At 61.9% G+C, this 17,040-nt stretch carries 18 protein-coding genes and 1 tRNA gene; 9 read left to right on the top strand and 10 right to left on the bottom strand.

Annotation, left to right across the window (positions count from 1 at the left end; translation table 11 throughout):
* The first annotated feature begins 9 nt into the window (after positions 1–9).
* Positions 10–936: a response regulator gene (locus tag EP379_RS13855; RefSeq protein ID WP_127478366.1), complete on the top strand. Its 927-nt coding sequence runs from the start codon at positions 10–12 to the stop codon at positions 934–936.
* A gap of 246 nt (positions 937–1,182) precedes the next feature.
* Here the strand turns inward: EP379_RS13855 and folK are convergent, their stop codons facing one another.
* Together folK and folB are read right to left on the bottom strand one after the other, a co-directional pair.
* The gene (folK, locus tag EP379_RS13860) at positions 1,183–1,671 is read right to left on the bottom strand and encodes a 2-amino-4-hydroxy-6-hydroxymethyldihydropteridine diphosphokinase (protein WP_127478367.1); all 489 of its coding nucleotides are present in this window, start codon (positions 1,669–1,671) and stop codon (positions 1,183–1,185) included.
* The gene (gene folB, locus EP379_RS13865; protein ID WP_127478368.1) at positions 1,672–2,028 is read right to left on the bottom strand and encodes a dihydroneopterin aldolase; all 357 of its coding nucleotides are present in this window, start codon (positions 2,026–2,028) and stop codon (positions 1,672–1,674) included.
* An 86-nt stretch (positions 2,029–2,114) separates the two neighbouring features.
* On the opposite strand from folB, the gene plsY reads away from it, so the two are divergent.
* Positions 2,115–2,708 carry a glycerol-3-phosphate 1-O-acyltransferase PlsY gene (plsY, locus tag EP379_RS13870; RefSeq protein WP_127478369.1) on the top strand — a complete coding sequence of 198 codons (594 nt, stop codon included), beginning with the start codon at positions 2,115–2,117 and terminating at the stop codon, positions 2,706–2,708.
* Between the two features lie 4 nt (positions 2,709–2,712).
* Here plsY and tsaD read toward each other — a convergent pair whose 3' ends face one another.
* Positions 2,713–3,723 (bottom strand): tRNA (adenosine(37)-N6)-threonylcarbamoyltransferase complex transferase subunit TsaD, encoded by a 1,011-nt coding sequence (gene tsaD / locus EP379_RS13875; protein WP_172600543.1) that lies wholly within the window; start codon positions 3,721–3,723, stop codon positions 2,713–2,715.
* A gap of 143 nt (positions 3,724–3,866) precedes the next feature.
* On the opposite strand from tsaD, the gene rpsU reads away from it, so the two are divergent.
* From rpsU to EP379_RS13900, 5 genes are all read left to right on the top strand, one after another.
* On the top strand, positions 3,867–4,082 hold the full coding sequence (gene rpsU, locus EP379_RS13880) for a 30S ribosomal protein S21 (RefSeq protein ID WP_127478371.1): 216 nt from the start codon (positions 3,867–3,869) through the stop codon (positions 4,080–4,082).
* A gap of 38 nt (positions 4,083–4,120) precedes the next feature.
* Positions 4,121–4,576 (top strand): GatB/YqeY domain-containing protein, encoded by a 456-nt coding sequence (locus tag EP379_RS13885; protein ID WP_127478372.1) that lies wholly within the window; start codon positions 4,121–4,123, stop codon positions 4,574–4,576.
* Between the two features lie 66 nt (positions 4,577–4,642).
* Positions 4,643–6,412 carry a DNA primase gene (gene dnaG, locus EP379_RS13890; RefSeq protein ID WP_127478373.1) on the top strand — a complete coding sequence of 590 codons (1,770 nt, stop codon included), beginning with the start codon at positions 4,643–4,645 and terminating at the stop codon, positions 6,410–6,412.
* A 121-nt stretch (positions 6,413–6,533) separates the two neighbouring features.
* The gene (gene rpoD, locus EP379_RS13895; protein ID WP_127478374.1) at positions 6,534–8,390 is read left to right on the top strand and encodes an RNA polymerase sigma factor RpoD; all 1,857 of its coding nucleotides are present in this window, start codon (positions 6,534–6,536) and stop codon (positions 8,388–8,390) included.
* Positions 8,391–8,457: 67 nt separating this feature from the next.
* Positions 8,458–8,534 (top strand) — tRNA-Ile (locus EP379_RS13900).
* Between the two features lie 55 nt (positions 8,535–8,589).
* Here the strand turns inward: EP379_RS13900 and EP379_RS13905 are convergent.
* A complete protein-coding gene (locus EP379_RS13905) occupies positions 8,590–9,402 on the bottom strand; it encodes a phosphate/phosphite/phosphonate ABC transporter substrate-binding protein (RefSeq protein WP_127478375.1) in 813 nt (270 codons plus the stop codon).
* A 129-nt stretch (positions 9,403–9,531) separates the two neighbouring features.
* Here EP379_RS13905 and EP379_RS13910 point away from each other — a divergent pair, with 129 nt between their 5' ends.
* Both EP379_RS13910 and EP379_RS13915 read left to right on the top strand, forming a co-directional pair.
* Positions 9,532–10,587, top strand: coding sequence for an efflux RND transporter periplasmic adaptor subunit (locus EP379_RS13910; RefSeq protein ID WP_172600496.1), 1,056 nt, complete (start codon positions 9,532–9,534; stop codon positions 10,585–10,587).
* Positions 10,584–13,679 carry an efflux RND transporter permease subunit gene (locus EP379_RS13915; RefSeq protein ID WP_127478377.1) on the top strand — a complete coding sequence of 1,032 codons (3,096 nt, stop codon included), beginning with the start codon at positions 10,584–10,586 and terminating at the stop codon, positions 13,677–13,679. The genes EP379_RS13910 and EP379_RS13915 overlap by 4 nt, the downstream gene beginning before the upstream one ends.
* Before the next feature lie 9 nt (positions 13,680–13,688).
* On the opposite strand, the gene tatC is transcribed toward EP379_RS13915, so the two are convergent.
* From tatC to hisF, 6 genes are all read right to left on the bottom strand, one after another.
* Positions 13,689–14,588, bottom strand: coding sequence for a twin-arginine translocase subunit TatC (tatC, locus tag EP379_RS13920; protein ID WP_127478378.1), 900 nt, complete (start codon positions 14,586–14,588; stop codon positions 13,689–13,691).
* Positions 14,585–14,962, bottom strand: coding sequence for a Sec-independent protein translocase protein TatB (gene tatB, locus EP379_RS13925; protein ID WP_127478379.1), 378 nt, complete (start codon positions 14,960–14,962; stop codon positions 14,585–14,587). Before tatB ends, tatC begins: the two co-directional genes overlap by 4 nt.
* 69 nt (positions 14,963–15,031) lie before the next feature.
* Positions 15,032–15,265: a Sec-independent protein translocase subunit TatA gene (gene tatA, locus EP379_RS13930; protein WP_127478380.1), complete on the bottom strand. Its 234-nt coding sequence runs from the start codon at positions 15,263–15,265 to the stop codon at positions 15,032–15,034.
* Between the two features lie 238 nt (positions 15,266–15,503).
* Complete coding sequence (locus EP379_RS13935; RefSeq protein WP_127478381.1) at positions 15,504–15,821, bottom strand: phosphoribosyl-ATP diphosphatase; 318 nt, start codon at positions 15,819–15,821, stop codon at positions 15,504–15,506.
* Complete coding sequence (hisI, locus tag EP379_RS13940; RefSeq protein ID WP_127478382.1) at positions 15,818–16,213, bottom strand: phosphoribosyl-AMP cyclohydrolase; 396 nt, start codon at positions 16,211–16,213, stop codon at positions 15,818–15,820. The genes EP379_RS13935 and hisI overlap by 4 nt, the downstream gene beginning before the upstream one ends.
* Complete coding sequence (hisF, locus tag EP379_RS13945; RefSeq protein ID WP_127478383.1) at positions 16,210–16,983, bottom strand: imidazole glycerol phosphate synthase subunit HisF; 774 nt, start codon at positions 16,981–16,983, stop codon at positions 16,210–16,212. Before hisF ends, hisI begins: the two co-directional genes overlap by 4 nt.
* Positions 16,984–17,040: the final 57 nt, after the last annotated feature.

Raw genomic sequence — 17,040 nt, forward strand, 5'->3', positions numbered from 1 at the left:
GAGTCTGCCGTGAGCAAACCCACCCTGCTGTTCGTGGACGACGAGGAGCGTATCCTGCGTTCCCTCACCCCGCTATTCCGCGCCGACTATCGGGTGCTGAGCACCACCGATGCCCACCAGGCGCTGAACTGGCTGCGCGAGGAGCCGGTGCACGTGGTGATCAGCGACCAGCGCATGCCGGTGATGCTGGGGGCGGAACTGTTGCGCCAGGCGCGGGAAATCGCTCCCGCCGCCATGCGTATCCTGCTGACCGGCTATTCCGACCTGGAAGCCGCCATCGCGGCGGTCAACGACGGCGAGATCTACCGCTACCTCAACAAGCCATGGAACACACAGGAGTTGAAACACACCGTGAACCAGGCGGCGCAGATCGGTCTGCATCTGGCCGATGCCTACCGCCACATCGCCGCGCCGGCCGTCCGGCGACCGGTCAATGTGCTGGTGATCGAGGGTGACGCAGACTCCCCCCTGTCGCTACGGCACATCATCGGCGAGCAATGCGACACCGAGTGCACGCTGCACTGGGCCGACAGTCTGGATCAGGCCATGGAGATGATCATGCACAAGGACATCGGCGTGGTAGTCACCGATCTGCGCGTCAACGATCAGGATGCCGGTGCCGCCGTCAAGGCGCTCAAGCGCTACCGCCCCCATGTAGTCACCGTGGTCGTCACGCGATTCCAGGACAACCACACGCTCATCGACCTCATCAACCAGGGGCAGATCTACCGTTTCCTACCCAAACCGGTCAGCCGCGGCCTGCTGTCGCGCAGCATGCAGGCGGCGCTGCAACATCACCGCCTGCTCAGGGCCAGCCCGCAGCTCGCCGCCCGCCATACGGTGGAAGCGCCGGCGGAGACGGCCACGAAGCGCCTGCCGACACAGCTGGCCAGCTTCATCAACCGGCTGCGCGGACTGTCCCACGCCAGCGGATAAACGGCTGTCCCCGACCGGCGGCCCGGGAAGCTCTGAATAAGTTCAGAGCTTCCGCGGCACAGGGATGTGCCGCCATTTTTCAACGACGATAAGTCGTTGAAAATTGAAGCCAAGCGCAAATCACACTTTTCGCTTGGCGTGGTTTTGTCCACGGATGGACTTATGTCGCGCAGCCCAGGGAGGGGCGGGAGCGACCTGAGAAGTCCAGGATGGACTTATTCAGACCTTCCCTTATTCAGACCTTCCCTAGAAGGAAAACTCCACCGGCCACAGCGGCTGGCTCTGCTTGTCGAAGGAATCCCACAACACGCCATAGGTGACGCCCAGCTGCGGGTGCTCAAGCTGCGGCGCGATCTCCGCCAGCGGCCACAGCACGAAGGCGTTTTTGGTGATCTCGTCGCGCGGAATCTCCAGCTTGCCCTGGTGCAGCACCAGGTCGTCGTAGAGCAGCAGGTCGATGTCGAGGGTGCGCGAGGAAAAGCGCGGGCCGTTGCGCACGCGGCCGTGCGCCTCCTCGATGGCGCGCAGCTCCGCCGCCACCTGCTGCGGCGTCAGCGCGGTATCGAACCCGGCCACCAGGTTGTAGAAGCTGTCCCCGGCGAACCCCACCGCCTCGCTTTCATACACCGAGGAGAGGAGCAGCGTGCCGAAACGGGCCTTGAGGTCGGCGACACCGGCGCGGATGTTCTGCTCGCGCTCGATGTTGCTGCCGATGCTGACGTAGACGCGCGCCATTCAGGGTTTGCTGCCGCGCTCGATGATGATGCCGACGTCGCCGGCGTAGCGCACCGCCCCTTTCTTGTTGAGGCGCACGCGCACCCAGGAGACGTTGAATTCGCTGAGGATGATCTCGGCCACGCGTTCGGTGAGTGTTTCCACCAGCTGGAACTGGCTGTCGCCGACGAACTGGATCAGGCGCTTGGCCACCGCCTTGTAGTTGAGGGTGTCGTCGATGCTGTCGCTGGCCGCCGCCTTGCGGATGTCGGTGGCCATCTCCAGGTCCAGGCTCACGGTCTGCCTGATGCGCCGCTCCCAGTCGTAGATGCCGATGACGGTGTCGATCTTGAGGTCATTGAGGTAGATGATGTCCATGGGCAGGAAAGGTACAAGGGAAAAGGTAAAAGATACAAGGTCGGACTTATGGTAGATTTTGCTCCCCTTGAATCCGGTTCGTCCCCATGAACACTATCGACATTGCACTGTTCGCCGGCGCCTACCTGCTCGGCTCGCTGTCCACCGCCATCATCCTGTGCCGCCTGCTCGGCCTGCCCGACCCGCGTACCCAGGGCTCGGGCAACCCCGGCGCCACCAATGTGCTGCGCTTCGGCGGCAAGAAGCTGGCGGCGCTGACCCTGCTGGGCGATATGGCGAAGGGCCTGATCCCGGTGCTCATCGCCCGCACCCTCACCGCCGACCCGGTGGTGCTCGCCGCCGTGGCCATGGCCGCCTTCCTGGGTCATCTCTATCCGCTGTTCTTCGGTTTCAAGGGCGGCAAGGGCGTCGCCACCGCCGTGGGCGTGCTGTTCGGCCTGGCCTGGCCGGTGGCGCTGGCGGCGATCCTCACCTGGCTGGTGATGGCCGCGCTGTTTCGCATTTCCTCCCTCTCGGCGCTCACCGCCGCGGTGCTGGCGCCGGCCTATATGGTCTGGCTGGACGGGCGCGCGGCCTTCATCGCCATGACCGCGGTGATGAGCCTGTTCCTGCTCTGGCGCCACCGCGCCAATATCCAGCGCCTGCTGGCCGGGGAAGAGAAGAAGATCGGCAAGAAATGACCCGCTAACGCGGCGCCGGCAGGGTTTCCATCGGCCAGCGCGGCTGGGCGCGGATCGCCAGCGGCTCGTGCTGGCCGGCGTGCAACCGCACATACCCGGCATAGGCGATCATCGCGCCGTTGTCGGTGCAGAATTCCGGCCGCGGGTAGTACACCCTGGCCCCCTCTTCGGCGGCGATCTCCGCCAGTTTGCTGCGCAACCGGCGGTTGGCGCTGACGCCGCCGGCCATCACCAACCGCTTCAGCCCGGTCTGCTTCAATACGCGTCGGCACTTGATGGCCAGGGTGTCCACCACGGCATCCTCGAAGGCGCGGGCGATGTCGGCAGAGGCCTCCAGACCATGCTGCTGCAGGGTGGTGAGGGCATAGGTCTTGAGGCCGGAGAAGCTGAAGTCGAGGCCGGGCCGGTCGGTCATCGGCCGCGGGAAGGCAAAGCGCTGCGGGTCGCCCTGCTGCGCCAGTTGCGCCAGGGCCGGCCCGCCGGGGTAGCCCAGACCGAGCAGCTTGGCGGTCTTGTCGAAGGCCTCGCCGGCCGCGTCGTCCAGCGATTCGCCCAGCAGGGTATAGCGTCCGACGCCGTCCACCCGCACCAGTTGGGTGTGGCCGCCGGACACCAGCAGGGCGGCAAAGGGGAATTCGGGCGGCTCCGCCTCCAGCATCGGCGCCAGCAGGTGCCCTTCCATATGGTGTACGCCGACGGCGGGCACCCCCCAGGCGAAGGCCAGGCTGCGGCCGACGCTGGCGCCCACCAGCAGGGCGCCGATCAGCCCGGGCCCGGCGGTGTAGGCCACGCCGTCGATATCGGCCCGCGTCACCCCGGCCTGGCTCAGACACTGCTCCAGCAGGGGCAGCACCCGGCGCACATGGTCGCGGGAGGCCAGCTCCGGCACCACGCCGCCGTATTCAGCGTGCAACTGCACCTGGCTGTGCAGGACGTGCGCCAGCAGACCACGCTCGCCGTGATACAGGGCGACGCCGGTTTCATCGCAGGAGGTTTCGATGCCGAGGACGAGCAGTGGGGCGGACATAAGGGCGCATTGTCCGGACCCCGCCCCTTCGCCGCAAGGCCCCCTTTGCATTTTGGCCGGGGGATCATTAGAATTGCGCGTTCACTGTATCCCGGCCGCCCCGCGGCCTTTATTTCGAGGTAGGAAGTTTCATGCCGTCTGTCCGCGTCAAAGAGAACGAGCCGTTCGATTTTGCCCTGCGTCGCTTCAAGCGCAGCTGTGAGAAGGCCGGTATCCTGGCCGAGGTGCGCGAGCGCCAGCACTACGAGAAGCCGACCTCCATCCGCAAGCGCCAGAAGGCTGCCGCGGTGAAGCGCCAGCAGAAGAAGGTGCAGCGTCAGCAGTCCCGTCTGGTTCGCCTGTACTAAGACTCCGCCGACCTTTTCCACCCGAGGCCCTTCGCGGCATGAGCCAGGAATCCCTCAAGCAGCGCATCGACGCCGACATGAAGGAGGCGATGCGCGCCAAGGACAAGGAGCGCCTCGGCACCATTCGGCTGATCCTCGCCGCCATCAAGCAGCGCGAGGTGGACGAGCGCATCACCCTGGACGATACCCAGGTGCTGACCGTGCTGGAAAAAATGGTCAAGCAGCGCCGCGACTCCATCAGCCAGTTCGAGGCCGCCGGCCGCACCGATCTGGCCGGCAAGGAGAAGGCCGAGCTGGACCTGATCCAGACCTACATGCCGGCCCAGCTCTCCGAGGCCGAGATCGATGCCATCATCGAACAGACCATCGCCGCCACCGGCGCCACCTCAGCCAAGGACATGGGCAAGGTGATGGGGCCGCTCAAGGCCCAGTTGCAAGGCCGCGCCGACATGGGCGCCGTCAGCGCCCGCCTCAAGGTCCGGCTCTCCGCCTGAGTTTCCCGGCGTTTTCCCCTAGGGCGGAAGATGCCGTGTTTCTTTTAACCTCCTAGAATAAGGCCCATGGCCGGCCGCATTCCCCAGCAATTCATCGACGAGCTGATCAGCCGCGTCGATATCGTCGATGTCATCGACGCGCGCGTGCCGCTGAAGAAAAAGGGCCGCGAGCACGTCGCCTGCTGCCCGTTCCACAACGAAAAAACCCCCTCCTTTACCGTCAGCCAGAGCAAACAGTTCTATCACTGCTTCGGCTGCGGCGCCCACGGCACCGCCCTCGGCTTCCTCATGGAATACGAACACCTCGACTTCGTCGAGGCGGTGGAAAAGCTGGCCGCCGGCATCGGCCTCACGGTGCCGCGTGAAGGCGGCGACAGTGCGCCGCGCGGCCCCTCGCCACAGCCGCTGTATGAGCTGATGGAAAAGAGCGTACAGTTCTACCAGCAGCAACTGCGCCGCCATCCGCAGCGCCAGCGCGCCGTCGACTACCTGAAAAAGCGCGGCCTGTCCGGCGAGATCGCCGCCGCCTTCGGCATCGGCTACGCCCCCGACGGCTGGGACAACCTGCTCCAGGCGCTGGGCACCGACAAAGAACAGCAGGACCGCCTGCTCACCGTGGGCATGCTGATCGAAAAGGACAACGGTAGCCGCTACGACCGCTTCCGCGACCGCATCATGTTCCCCATCCGCGACTACCGCGGCCGCGTCATCGCCTTCGGCGGCCGCATCCTGGACAAGGGCGAACCCAAGTACCTCAACTCGCCGGAGACCCCCATCTTCCACAAGGGCCGCGAACTGTATGGCCTGTTCGAGGCGAAGCAGGCCCTGCGCGAGATCCCGCGCCTGTTGGTGGTCGAGGGCTACATGGACGTGGTGGCCCTGGCCCAGTTCGGCATCCGCAACGCCGTCGCCACCCTCGGCACCGCCGTCACCAAGGAGCACCTGGAGCGTCTGTTCCGCACCACTTCGGAAGTGGTGTTCTGTTTCGACGGCGACCGCGCCGGCCGCGATGCCGCCTGGCGTGGATTGGAAAATGCACTACCCTTGATGCGCGAAGGACATCAACTACACTTCATGTTCCTTCCGGAGGGGGAAGACCCGGACACCCTGGTGCGCAGTATCGGCCGGGATGGGTTTGAGCAGCGGATCGCGCAGGCACAACCGCTGTCGGAATATTTCTTCGAGCAGATGGGCAGGCAGGCCGATATCACCCGGCTGGACGGGCGGGCGCGGCTGGTGGAACTCTGCCGGCCGTATCTGTCGAAATTACCCCCGGGGGTCTACCGTCACCTGATGCTGGATCGCCTGGCGCAGCTGGCGCACATGGAGCGGGATGCCCTGGAGCGCATGCTGGGCGGTGAAGCGCCAAGTGTGATTGCAGCGCGACCGGCCGCCGCCGTTAGGCCTGCCAGGCCGCCCGCTGCCCCCCGGCAACAACCCTCGCTGGTGCGTAGCGCCATCCGCCTGTTGCTGCAACGGCCGGCCCTGGCACAGCTGGTGGGGGAACCGCAGCGGCTGGTCGGTCTGCAACTGCCGGGGACGCCGCTGCTGGTGGAAATGCTTGAACTGCTCAAACAGCACCCGCATTTAACCACAGGAGCCTTGTTGGAACACTGGCGCGGAAGTGACCAGGGCAAGCATCTGTTTGCCCTGGCGCAGCGCGACATGCTGCTGTCGCCGGAGCAGGACAACCTGGAACAGGAGTTCAGCGACACCGTCGCCCGCCTGCTCCAGCAGCTGCGCCGGCAACGCCGGCTGGAGCTGGAGCAACGCTTCGGCTCACTCAGTCAGGCAGAAAAAGACGAGTACTGTCAATTAGTTAAAGGTAACAACTAGCGTGGACCCGGATGTCGGCCCGGGCTGCTTTGGAGCTAGCCGGCTATAGTATATAATCACGCGATTTTTCGCTTCATTCTGCCCTCAAGGATGGGGCGTACAGTATGCAGGTAACACCGAGATGATGGATCAAGATCAGCAATCCCAGCTGAAAATGCTTATTTCCAAGGGCAAGGAACAGGGCTACCTGACCTATGCCGAAGTAAACGACCACCTGCCCGATGGCATCGTCGATCCGGAACAGATCGAGGACATCATCGGCATGATCAACGACATGGGCATCCTGGTGCACGAACATGCACCGGACGCCGACAGCCTGCTGATTTCCGACAACCCCGTCACCGCCGACGACGAAGATGTGGCCGAGGAGGCCGCCGCCGCGTTGGCCTCGGTGGACAGCGAATTCGGCCGCACCACCGATCCGGTGCGCATGTACATGCGCGAGATGGGCGCCGTCGAACTGCTCACCCGCGAGGGCGAAATCAAGATCGCCAAGCGCATCGAAGACGGCATGAACCAGATGCTGGAGGCGCTGGCCTCCCATCCGGAAACCATCGCCACGCTGCTCAATGAATTCGACCAGATCGCCAGCGGTGGCGCCCGCTTGGGCGACATCGTCACCGGCTTCATGGATGTGGACACCCCGGCCGAAGAATTGCCGGAAAATATCGACGCAGACGCCGAGCTGGAGGCCGATTCCGGTGATGACGACGAGGATGAAGAGGCTGAAGGCAGCGGCGATGAAGAGGCCGCCGACACCGGCCTCGACATTGAGGAAGTCCGTGTGCGCATGGACCACCTGCGCGACCTGCACACCAAGCTGGTGGCTGCGTTGGGCAAACATGGCAAGGAACATACCCGCACCAAGAAGCTGAGCGAGGAACTGACCGCCGCCTTCATGGAGTTCAAGCTGGCACCGAAGATGATCGATCGTCTGGTGGCCAACCTGCGCGAACTGGTGGAGCACATCCGTACCCATGAACGCGTGATCATGGATCTGTGTGTCAGCAAAGGCCGCATGCCGCGCAAGGAGTTCATCACGTCCTTCCCGGACAACGAGACCAACCTCAAGTGGCTGGACAAGCACATCAAGAACGGCAAGGGCCATGCCAAGGATCTGCAGGCCGTCGCCGACGATGTGCGCAAGACCCAGGAAAAACTCATCGCCCTGGAGCAGGAATGCGGCATGTCCATCACCGACATCAAGGACATCAACCGCAAGATGTCCATCGGTGAAGCCAAGGCACGTCGTGCCAAGAAGGAGATGGTGGAGGCCAACCTGCGTCTGGTGATTTCCATCGCCAAGAAATACACCAACCGCGGCCTGCAATTCCTCGATTTGATTCAGGAAGGCAACATCGGCCTGATGAAGGCGGTGGACAAGTTCGAATACCGCCGTGGCTACAAGTTCTCCACTTACGCCACCTGGTGGATCCGTCAGGCCATCACCCGTTCGATTGCGGACCAGGCACGCACCATCCGTATCCCGGTGCACATGATCGAAACCATCAACAAGCTGAACCGCATTTCCCGCCAGATGCTGCAGGAAATGGGCCGCGAGGCCACCCCGGAAGAGCTGGCCAAACGCATGGAGATGCCCGAAGACAAGGTGCGCAAGGTACTCAAGATCGCCAAGGAGCCGATCTCCATGGAGACCCCCATCGGCGACGATGAAGATTCGCATCTGGGCGATTTCATCGAGGACAGCAATGTCATGTCACCGTTGGAGTACGCTACCGTGGAGGGCCTGCGCGAGGCCACCCAGCAGGTACTGGAAGGCCTGACTGCACGCGAGTCCAAGGTGCTGCGCATGCGCTTCGGCATCGACATGAACACCGACCACACCCTGGAAGAAGTGGGTAAGCAGTTCGATGTCACCCGCGAGCGCATCCGCCAGATCGAGGCCAAGGCACTGCGCAAACTGCGTCACCCGAGCCGCTCGGAACAGCTGCGTAGCTTCCTCGACTCGGAAGGCTGATCAAAGGCCCGCTGCTGGGTATACTAGGCGCGCCCGGAGGGTCACCTTCGGGCGCGCTGCGTTTCCGGGGCCTATAGCTCAATTGGTTAGAGCAGAGGACTCATAATCCTTTGGTTCCAGGTTCAAGTCCTGGTGGGCCCACCACACAAAACGGGGGGCATAAGCCCCCCGCTTTCTCCTCCCGCACCAGCGGTCAGCGTTACTGAAAGCCCCACACTGGCGCCAGCAATTCTCCCAGCCCTTCATAGTCAGCCGGATAGGCCGGTATGAATTTCTCCTTTTTGAATACCTCCAGCAAGGGAGCCGCCACCTTGTTGCCCTCCTCGCTGATCAGCGCCGCAGCAATCTTTTCACGTAATTCCGGCTCAATGTCCGCAGCGACCGAGAAGGTCCGTTCCGGATGTTTGCGGTAAGCATGCGCAATCAGCCGCAGGCCGGTCTGATCCTGCTTTGCCCACACCTGATCGCGCAGCACCGCGGCATCGCCACGGCCGCTCTTGAGGCATTCGTTGATTTCCTTGAAACCCTCCACACGCAACAGCACCGGTTGCCGAGCCGGATTGCGGAAATAATTGAGAAAATCCATGGTCAACATGTTGGGCGAACTGAAGGCACACACATTGCGGCCAATCAGGTCATCCAACTGGCGAATATTGCTGTCTTCGCGCACCGCCACCACGATGCTGATGGCCCCGGGCAGGCGGGCTATCGGTATGGCACCCTGGCGCTCCATACGCCACGCGGTATAGTGAGGACCGTCGAATACCATGTCATAGGCATTCTGCAGGGTACCGTTGTTGTATTCGAGATAGTTCCGGGCCGGCTTGATGACAAACTGCTTGCCGGTGACCTGGCTCAGGTAATTGATTAATGGCGTGTAAAGCTTGATGGTTTGCTCGGGTGTCTGGGTCGGCGCCGTGGAAAACACGATTTCATCCTTGGCAAGTACCGCACTGGCCAAGCAACACCCCAGGACGATTCCCAGTCCCTTGCGCATCCATTGATGGAGCATTCTTTCCCTCCCGCTCTATGGCTTTGTTTTTGTTGTAACCCATATTGCAAGGCAATGATACTCCTTGACAAGATGTTCTCGACCCGGCTTTTCGGCTAATCTTCTCCCATGCCATGGAAATCTCCCCTCATGCGCCGTCCCCTGCCCCTCCTGTTTCTCATCGCCGCCACCCTGACCGCCGGATGCTCCGGCGAAGACAAACCTGCCAATGCCAGCAGGGCCAACAGTCCGGACCATATGGTGGAAACAGCGCTGGTGCGCAGCGAAGAGATTGCCGCCACCGCCACCCGCACCGGCTCGCTGCGCGCCCAGCGCGAGATACAGATTCTGTCCCAGGAGGAGGGGCGCATCGTCGCCTTGCCCTACTTTGCCGGTGATGCCGTCCGTCAGGGCGATTTGCTCCTGCAACTGGACGACACCTTGCTGACAGCCGAGCTGCGCAAGAGCGAGGCGCAGCGCCGTCAGATGGAGCTGGATCTCGGGCGGCTGGAACGCCTCAGCCGCAATCATCTCATCAGCGACGAGGAACTGGCCCGTGCCCGTACGGCTCTGGATATCGCCCTTGCCGAAGAACAACTGCTGCGCACCCGCCTCGGCTACACGCGGATCAGCGCGCCCTTTGCCGGCGTGATCAGCGAACGCCGTGCAGAGCCCGGCGACATCGTGCCCAAATTCACCCATGTGCTGACCCTCACCGATCTCGACTCGTTGGTGACCACCACCAGTGTCTCGGAGTTGCTGCTACCGTTCCTGGCAGTAGGTGATGCGGTGAGCATCCATATCGATGCGCTCGGCACCGCCCCCCATCCGGGGCGCATCCTGCGCATCCACCCCTCCATTGATGCCAGCACACGCCAGGGAGTGGTGGAAGTGGCGCTGGATCCTGTGCCGGCCGCGGCGCGGCCGGGGCAGCTATGCCGCATCCTGTTTACCGGGCATCCGCAGGTGCGTCGGGTCATCCCCTTCTCCGCCCTGCGCCGTGACAACAGCGGCGAATTTGTCTTTACCCTCGACGCCGACGACAAGGTACAACGCCATGCCGTGGTCAGTGGCATGCACCTGGGTGAAGATATCGAGCTGTTGTCCGGCCCCGATACCGGCACCCGCGTCGTCACCAAGGGCTTCCTCGGCCTGCTACCGGGCCGCAAGGTCAAAAGCGTCAACGCCATGCCAGCCACCTCATGAGCAGAACCACTACGCATGGCGGTCTTGCCGCCTGGTCCATCCAGCATCCCATTGGCGTCAGCATGCTGGCCTTGACGGTGGTGGTACTGGGCTTCTTCGCCCTCGGCCGCCTCGCCGTCGACCTCCTGCCGCAAATCATCTATCCGGAAATTCAGGTGCGGGTTCTCGATCCCGGCGTTCCGGCCAACATCATGGAAGACCGCATCACCCGCCAGCTTGAGGAACAGCTGGCGATCACGGAAGACGCCATCGGCGTGCAATCGCGCACCAACGAAGGCAGCAGCTCGGTGGAGCTGATGTTCGACTATGGCAAGGACATCGACATCGCACTGCGCGACGCCAGCACACGACTGGATCGTGCCAAGCGCTTCCTCCCTACCACGATCGACCCGCCCATCATTTTCAAGCGTGACCCTTCGCAGATACCGGTAGCGGAATTCATCGTCAGTTCAACGACGCTAGATCCAGTCAAATTACGCGACTGGGTAGACTATGACTTTGCCAAGCAGTTCCTCAACCTCCCCGGCGTGGCAGCCGTGGAGGTCGGCGGTGGTCTGGTACGGGAAATCCACCTGCTGCCGGATCAGGAGCGTCTGGCCGCCAGTGGCCTTTCCCTGAACGACGTCATCACTGCATTGCAACGCGGCAACGTGGAACTGCCGGCCGGGCGCCTTACCATGGAGCGGCGCGAGCTCGGTGGACGCACGGCGGCACGCCTTCAGAACGTGCAGGAGATCGCCGCTTTGCCCCTGCGCCTCAAGGATGGCACCACCATTCGCCTCGATGAGGTCATGCAGGTACTGGATACCCATAGCGATGAACGCATCAAGGTGCGCCTCAATGGCACGCCCGGCGTGAAAATTTCCATTCAGAAACAGCCAACGGCCAATACCGTCGCCGTGGTCGATGCCGTGAAAGAGCGCATGGCCTGGCTGCGCCAGAATAAACTGCTGCTGCAGGATGCCGAAATCTTCAATGTCGACGACCAATCCATCTATGTGCGCAATGCCCTCAACAGCGCCACCCAGGCCGCACTGTCAGGCACACTGCTGGCGATGGCGGTGGTGTACCTGTTCCTGGGCAACCTGCGCCGCACTCTGATCATCGGCAGTGCCATCCCGCTCGCCATCATGGTGACCTTCGTGCTGATGGGACTCGGTGATCTGACCTTCAACATGATGACGCTGGGCGGTCTGGCACTCGGTGTAGGCATGCTGGTGGACAACACCATCGTGATGTTGGAAAACATTCAACGTCATCAGCGTGAAGGCAAGGCAGCGGTAGAGGCGGGTACCCAAGCCGCCAGTGAGATTTATGGCGCAATTGTCGCCTCCACCTCCACCAATCTCGCTGCCGTGCTGCCCTTTCTGTTCATCAGTGGCCTGGTCGGCTTGCTGTTCCGCGAACTCATCTTCACCATCTCCGCCGCTATTCTCGCCTCCATGGTGGTGGCATTGACCCTGGTGCCGGCTCTTGCGGTACAGGTACACAATATCGACAGCGGGCGCCTGCGTCGCGTCGTCGATGGCCTAATCAACCAACTACAGGAAGGCTATGCCGGCGTGGTTGCCTGGCTGCTCGATCACCTGTGGGCACAGACACTGCTGGTCGCGGCCCTGCTGGCTGCGCTGGTGCTGACCCTGCCCGTATTCAGCGGTCCACAGGAATTTCTTCCCAGCATGGATGATGGTCAGATCCAGGTTTACCTCACTGCGGACCCCGGTGTATCCGTCGAAGAAATGGATCGCAGTGCCCACCGCCTGGAAGAACTGTTCCGCCGCCAACCGGAGGTGGTCAGCGCCTTTGCCACTATTGGTGGGTTCATTTTCGGTCGTACCGAACGTGAGTCCAGCAACAGCGGCTCGATCATGATTCAGCTGGTGCCGCGCAGCCAGCGGACCATGAGTAGCAATGACTGGATTGTCCGTATGCAACAAGCCGTGGCTAGGGAAGAGCTGGCTGGGGTACGCGTACGCATGCGCAGCCGCGGCATTCGTGGTATCCGCATCGGCAGCGGTGACGATGACCTCAGCATCCGTATTCAAGGCACGGACCTGGAGATTCTGGCGCAGCTCGCCGACGATGTTGTCGGCCGCCTGAAGAACATTCCAGGCCTGAGCAATGTAATGCACTCGGCAGAAGAGCAACGTCAAGAACTGGCCATCACACTCGACCGGCAACGTACCGCAGCACTGGGCCTCGACGCCGAAGAAGTCGGACGTACGTTACGACGCGCCCTGGAAGGTGAGATCGTCACCGACTTCATCGAGCGCGACCGCAGCATCGATGTGCGGCTACGCCTACCACACCGTGAGGTGGATACCCCGCGCGCCCTGGAAGAACTGGTGCTGTACAGCGGTAACGGACTGCCTCTGCGCCTCGGCGACGTCGCTCGTGTAACCCTGGTGGCCACACCGGCCGAGATACGCCGCGACAACCAACGCCGTATCGTCGAGATCAGCGCCAGTCTCGTTGCCGGCACCTCACTCAGCGAGGCCTATGGGCGTATTCATCAGGCGATGGCCGGTGTTGTACTGCCGGAAGGTTACACCTGGTATGACGGCGGCGAACTGAAGGCGCTGACGGAAGGCCGCAAGCTAGGGATGTTGTTGCTATCTCTCGCCATCTTCCTGGTGTTTGTGGTGATGGCGGTGCAATACGAATCGCTGCGCAATCCACTGGTGATCCTGCTGTCTATCCCGTTTGCAGCGCTGGGCGTGGCAATCGGCCTGCTGGTGACTGGGCTGACGCTGTCCATGCCGGTATGGCTCGGCATGATCATGCTAGCCGGCATCGTGGTGAATAATGCCATCGTGTTGGTGGAGTATGTGGAGATTACGCGCCGTGAAGGCGTTCCGCTGCGTGAGGCCATCGTCACTGCCGCGCGTCTGCGCCTGCGCCCGATTCTGATGACAACCCTGACAACGGTAGCCGGCATGACGCCGCTTGCGTTGGGACTGGGCGAGGGCTCCGAGATGCTGCAGCCGCTGGCCGTGGCCATCATCTTCGGCCTCGCCACTTCGCTGCTGGTGACCCTGTTACTGATACCGGTGGTCTACCGCCTGCTGCATCGCGTAACCACAACCGACTAGCAGAGCGGCTCATTCCTTCGGCTTGTCGCCTTTGTCGGTTTCGTCGCTGTTGCCCTGCCAGACCTCCAGCTCTCGACGCAGCGCTTCCTCGTCATGAATATAGCGATCGAGGGCAGCCTCCATCTTTTCGTCGCTATCGAGGTCGTCTTCCTCCTCCGGGCTCTTGCGCACGTAGTAGCGCGCAAAGAACACGCCGATCTCGAACAAAATCCACATCGGCACGGCAAGCAGGGTCTGGGAAAATACATCGGGCGGCGTCAGCAGCATGCCGATGACAAAGGCGCCTACAATGATGTAGGGACGCTTGGCCGTCAGGCTCTCCGGTGTCACCACCCCCATCCATACCAGCAAAATGGTGGCAACAGGCACCTCGAAGGCGACACCGAAGGCAAAGAACAAGGTGAGCACGAAATCGAGGTACTTGTTGATGTCGGTCATCACCGCCACGCCCTCTGGTGCTGCAGAAGTGAAGAAGCCGAACACCAGGGGGAATACCACGAAATAGGCGAAGGCCATGCCGGCATAGAACAGCAGCGTGCTGGACAGCAGCAACGGCACAATCATGCGCCGCTCATGGACATACAACCCCGGCGCGATGAAGGCCCACATCTGGTACAGCAGATAGGGGATAGCGATGAAAATGGACGCCACCAGGGTCAGTTTGAGGGGGGTAAGAAACGGCGAAGCCACCTCGGTGGCGATCATCGAGCCACCTTCCGGCAAATGGGACAGTAGTGGCTCGGCCAGCAACGCATAGATGTCGTTGGCGAAATAAAACAGGCCAAGAAAAATGGCCAGCACCACCAGTACCGCGCGCAGGATGCGATCACGCAGTTCGATCAGGTGAGAAATGAAGGGCTGCTCCAGTTCGGGGCCGTTACTGCCGCTGCTGGTCTGTCGCTCACTCATGTCGGCGTTTTGTCGCCATCCGGCTTGGCGGACGGCGAGGTCGTTAATGTGGTATCGGGGGAAGACTCCAGGCTGGGCAGCTCAACCGGGCGATTCACGCTGTCCAAGCCGGATTTGATATCTTGCAACGAGGCCTTGGCCTCCTCCACCATGTCGAACAGACCTTCACTCTTGGTCTGCTCCTGCACGATACGCTTGAGTTCCTCGGCCTTGAGCTCACGATCGATGTCGGCCTTCACCGTACCGACAAAATGGCGTACCTTGCCATACCACAGCCCTGCGGTACGGGCGACCGCCGGCAGTCGTTCCGGTCCCAGCACCAGCAGGGCCACGATGCCGATAACCACCAGCTCCCAGAAGCCGACGTCGAACATGTTGTTTCCGATTTTATGTTAAAGGAATCAGGCATCCGCCGCTGGCGCCACACCTGACAGCATTGAAACTCAGGCCTTGTCCTTCTCGCGGGTGGACTCCCCCTCGATGACGGTTCCTTCCTTCTTCTCCTCCAACTTTTCGCCTTCCTGCGCCGCCGCCTGTTGTTCGCCGTCTTTAATCGAATTGCGGAAGTTCTTGATAGCCCCGCCCAGATCGCTGCCGATATTGCGCAGCTTCTTGGTGCCGAACAGCAGGATGACGATTGCCAGTACGATAAGCAGTTGCCAGATACTCGGTGCCATGATTCAACTCTCCACGATGGTAGTAATGTCGGCAGCGCTGCACTGCCACAGTTCTAAGTATTGCGCTTCACTGGACCTGATTTAGGGTAGCTCTGAATAAGTTCAGAGCTACCGCGGCACAGGAATGTGCCGCCATTTTTCAACGACGATAAGTCGTTGAAAAATGAAGCCAAGCGAAAATCACACTTTTCGCTTGGCGTGGTCTGAGAAGTCCAGGATGGACTTATTCAGACCTTCCTTAGTTGGTCCGGTTTGCCTTTTCTTCCAGCCCCGACAGGCCGAAACGCCGCTCCAGTTCGTTCAGCACCGCCTGCGGCTCCAGATTCAGGTGCTTGAGCATCACCATACAGTGGAACCACAAATCGGCCGTCTCGTAGATCACCTGCGCCGGGTCACCGCCCTTGGCGGCGATCACCGTCTCGGTGGCCTCCTCGCCAACCTTCTTCAGGATGCTGTCCAAACCCTTGGCATACAGCTTGGCCACATAGGAGCTGTCCGGATCGGCGCCTTTGCGCTGTTCCAGGATTTCCGCCAACTGTTTAAGGATATCGCTCATGAGGGCTTGCTGTATATCTGTTGCGGATCCAGCAGGACCGGATCGACGCTCCGCCATTGGCCGTTGTCGAAAATCTTATAGAAACAGCTGTGGCGTCCCGTGTGACACGCGATGCCTCCGACCTGCTCAATGGTGAGCAGGATGACGTCGTTATCGCAGTCGAGACGCATCTCTTTCACGCGCTGCACATTACCGGACTCCTCGCCCTTGCGCCACAGCTTGCCGCGCGAGCGCGACCAATACACGGCGCGGCCCTCGCGCACGGTCAGCGCCAGCGACTCACGGTTCATCCAGGCGAACATCAGAACCCGGCCGCTCCCCGCCTCCTGGGCGATCACCGGCACCAGGCCGTCGTCCGTCCACTTGATTTCGTCGAGCCAAGCCTCGCTCACAGGCGCACCTCGATACCGGCAGCGGCCATGCGCTGCTTGGCCTCGGCGATGGTGTATTCGCAGAAATGGAAGATGCTGGCGGCCAGCACCGCGTCGGCGTGGCCTTGCACGATACCATCCACCAGGTGATCCAGATTGCCGACACCGCCGGAGGCGATGACCGGCACGCGCACGGCCTCCGACACCGCACGCACCAAGGCCAGGTCGAAGCCGGACTTGGTGCCGTCGCGGTCCATGCTGGTGAGCAGGATCTCACCGGCGCCGTAATCGACCATGCGCCGCGCCCACTCCACGGCGTCGATGCCGGTAGCCTTGCGCCCGCCGTGGGTGAATATCTCCCAACGCGGCGGCTCGCCCGCCGCGCTCACGCCCTTGGCGTCGATGGCAACGACGATGCACTGCGAGCCAAAACGATCGGCCGCCTCCTTGACGAATTCCGGATTGAATACAGCCGCCGTGTTGATACCCACCTTGTCGGCACCGGCATTGAGCATGCGGCGGATGTCGGCGCTGGTACGGATGCCGCCGCCGACAGTAAGGGGAATGAACACCTCGCCGGCCACCTGCTCCACCACATGCACCATGGTTGCGCGATTGTCAGAGGAGGCGGTGATATCGAGAAAGGTGATCTCATCAGCACCCTGCTGATCGTAGCGGCGCGCGATCTCCACCGGATCACCGGCATCGCGGATGTCGAGGAATTTGACGCCCTTGACGACGCGGCCGTTGTCCACGTCGAGGCAGGGGATGATGCGTTTGGCTAGACCCATTATTCAGTCACAAGTTGCAAGTGACAAGCTGCAAGCAAGACCATCGTTTTGGGACTT

It is taken from the genome of Sulfurivermis fontis, assembly GCF_004001245.1.
Lineage (GTDB): Bacteria > Pseudomonadota > Gammaproteobacteria > Thiohalomonadales > Thiohalomonadaceae > Sulfurivermis > Sulfurivermis fontis.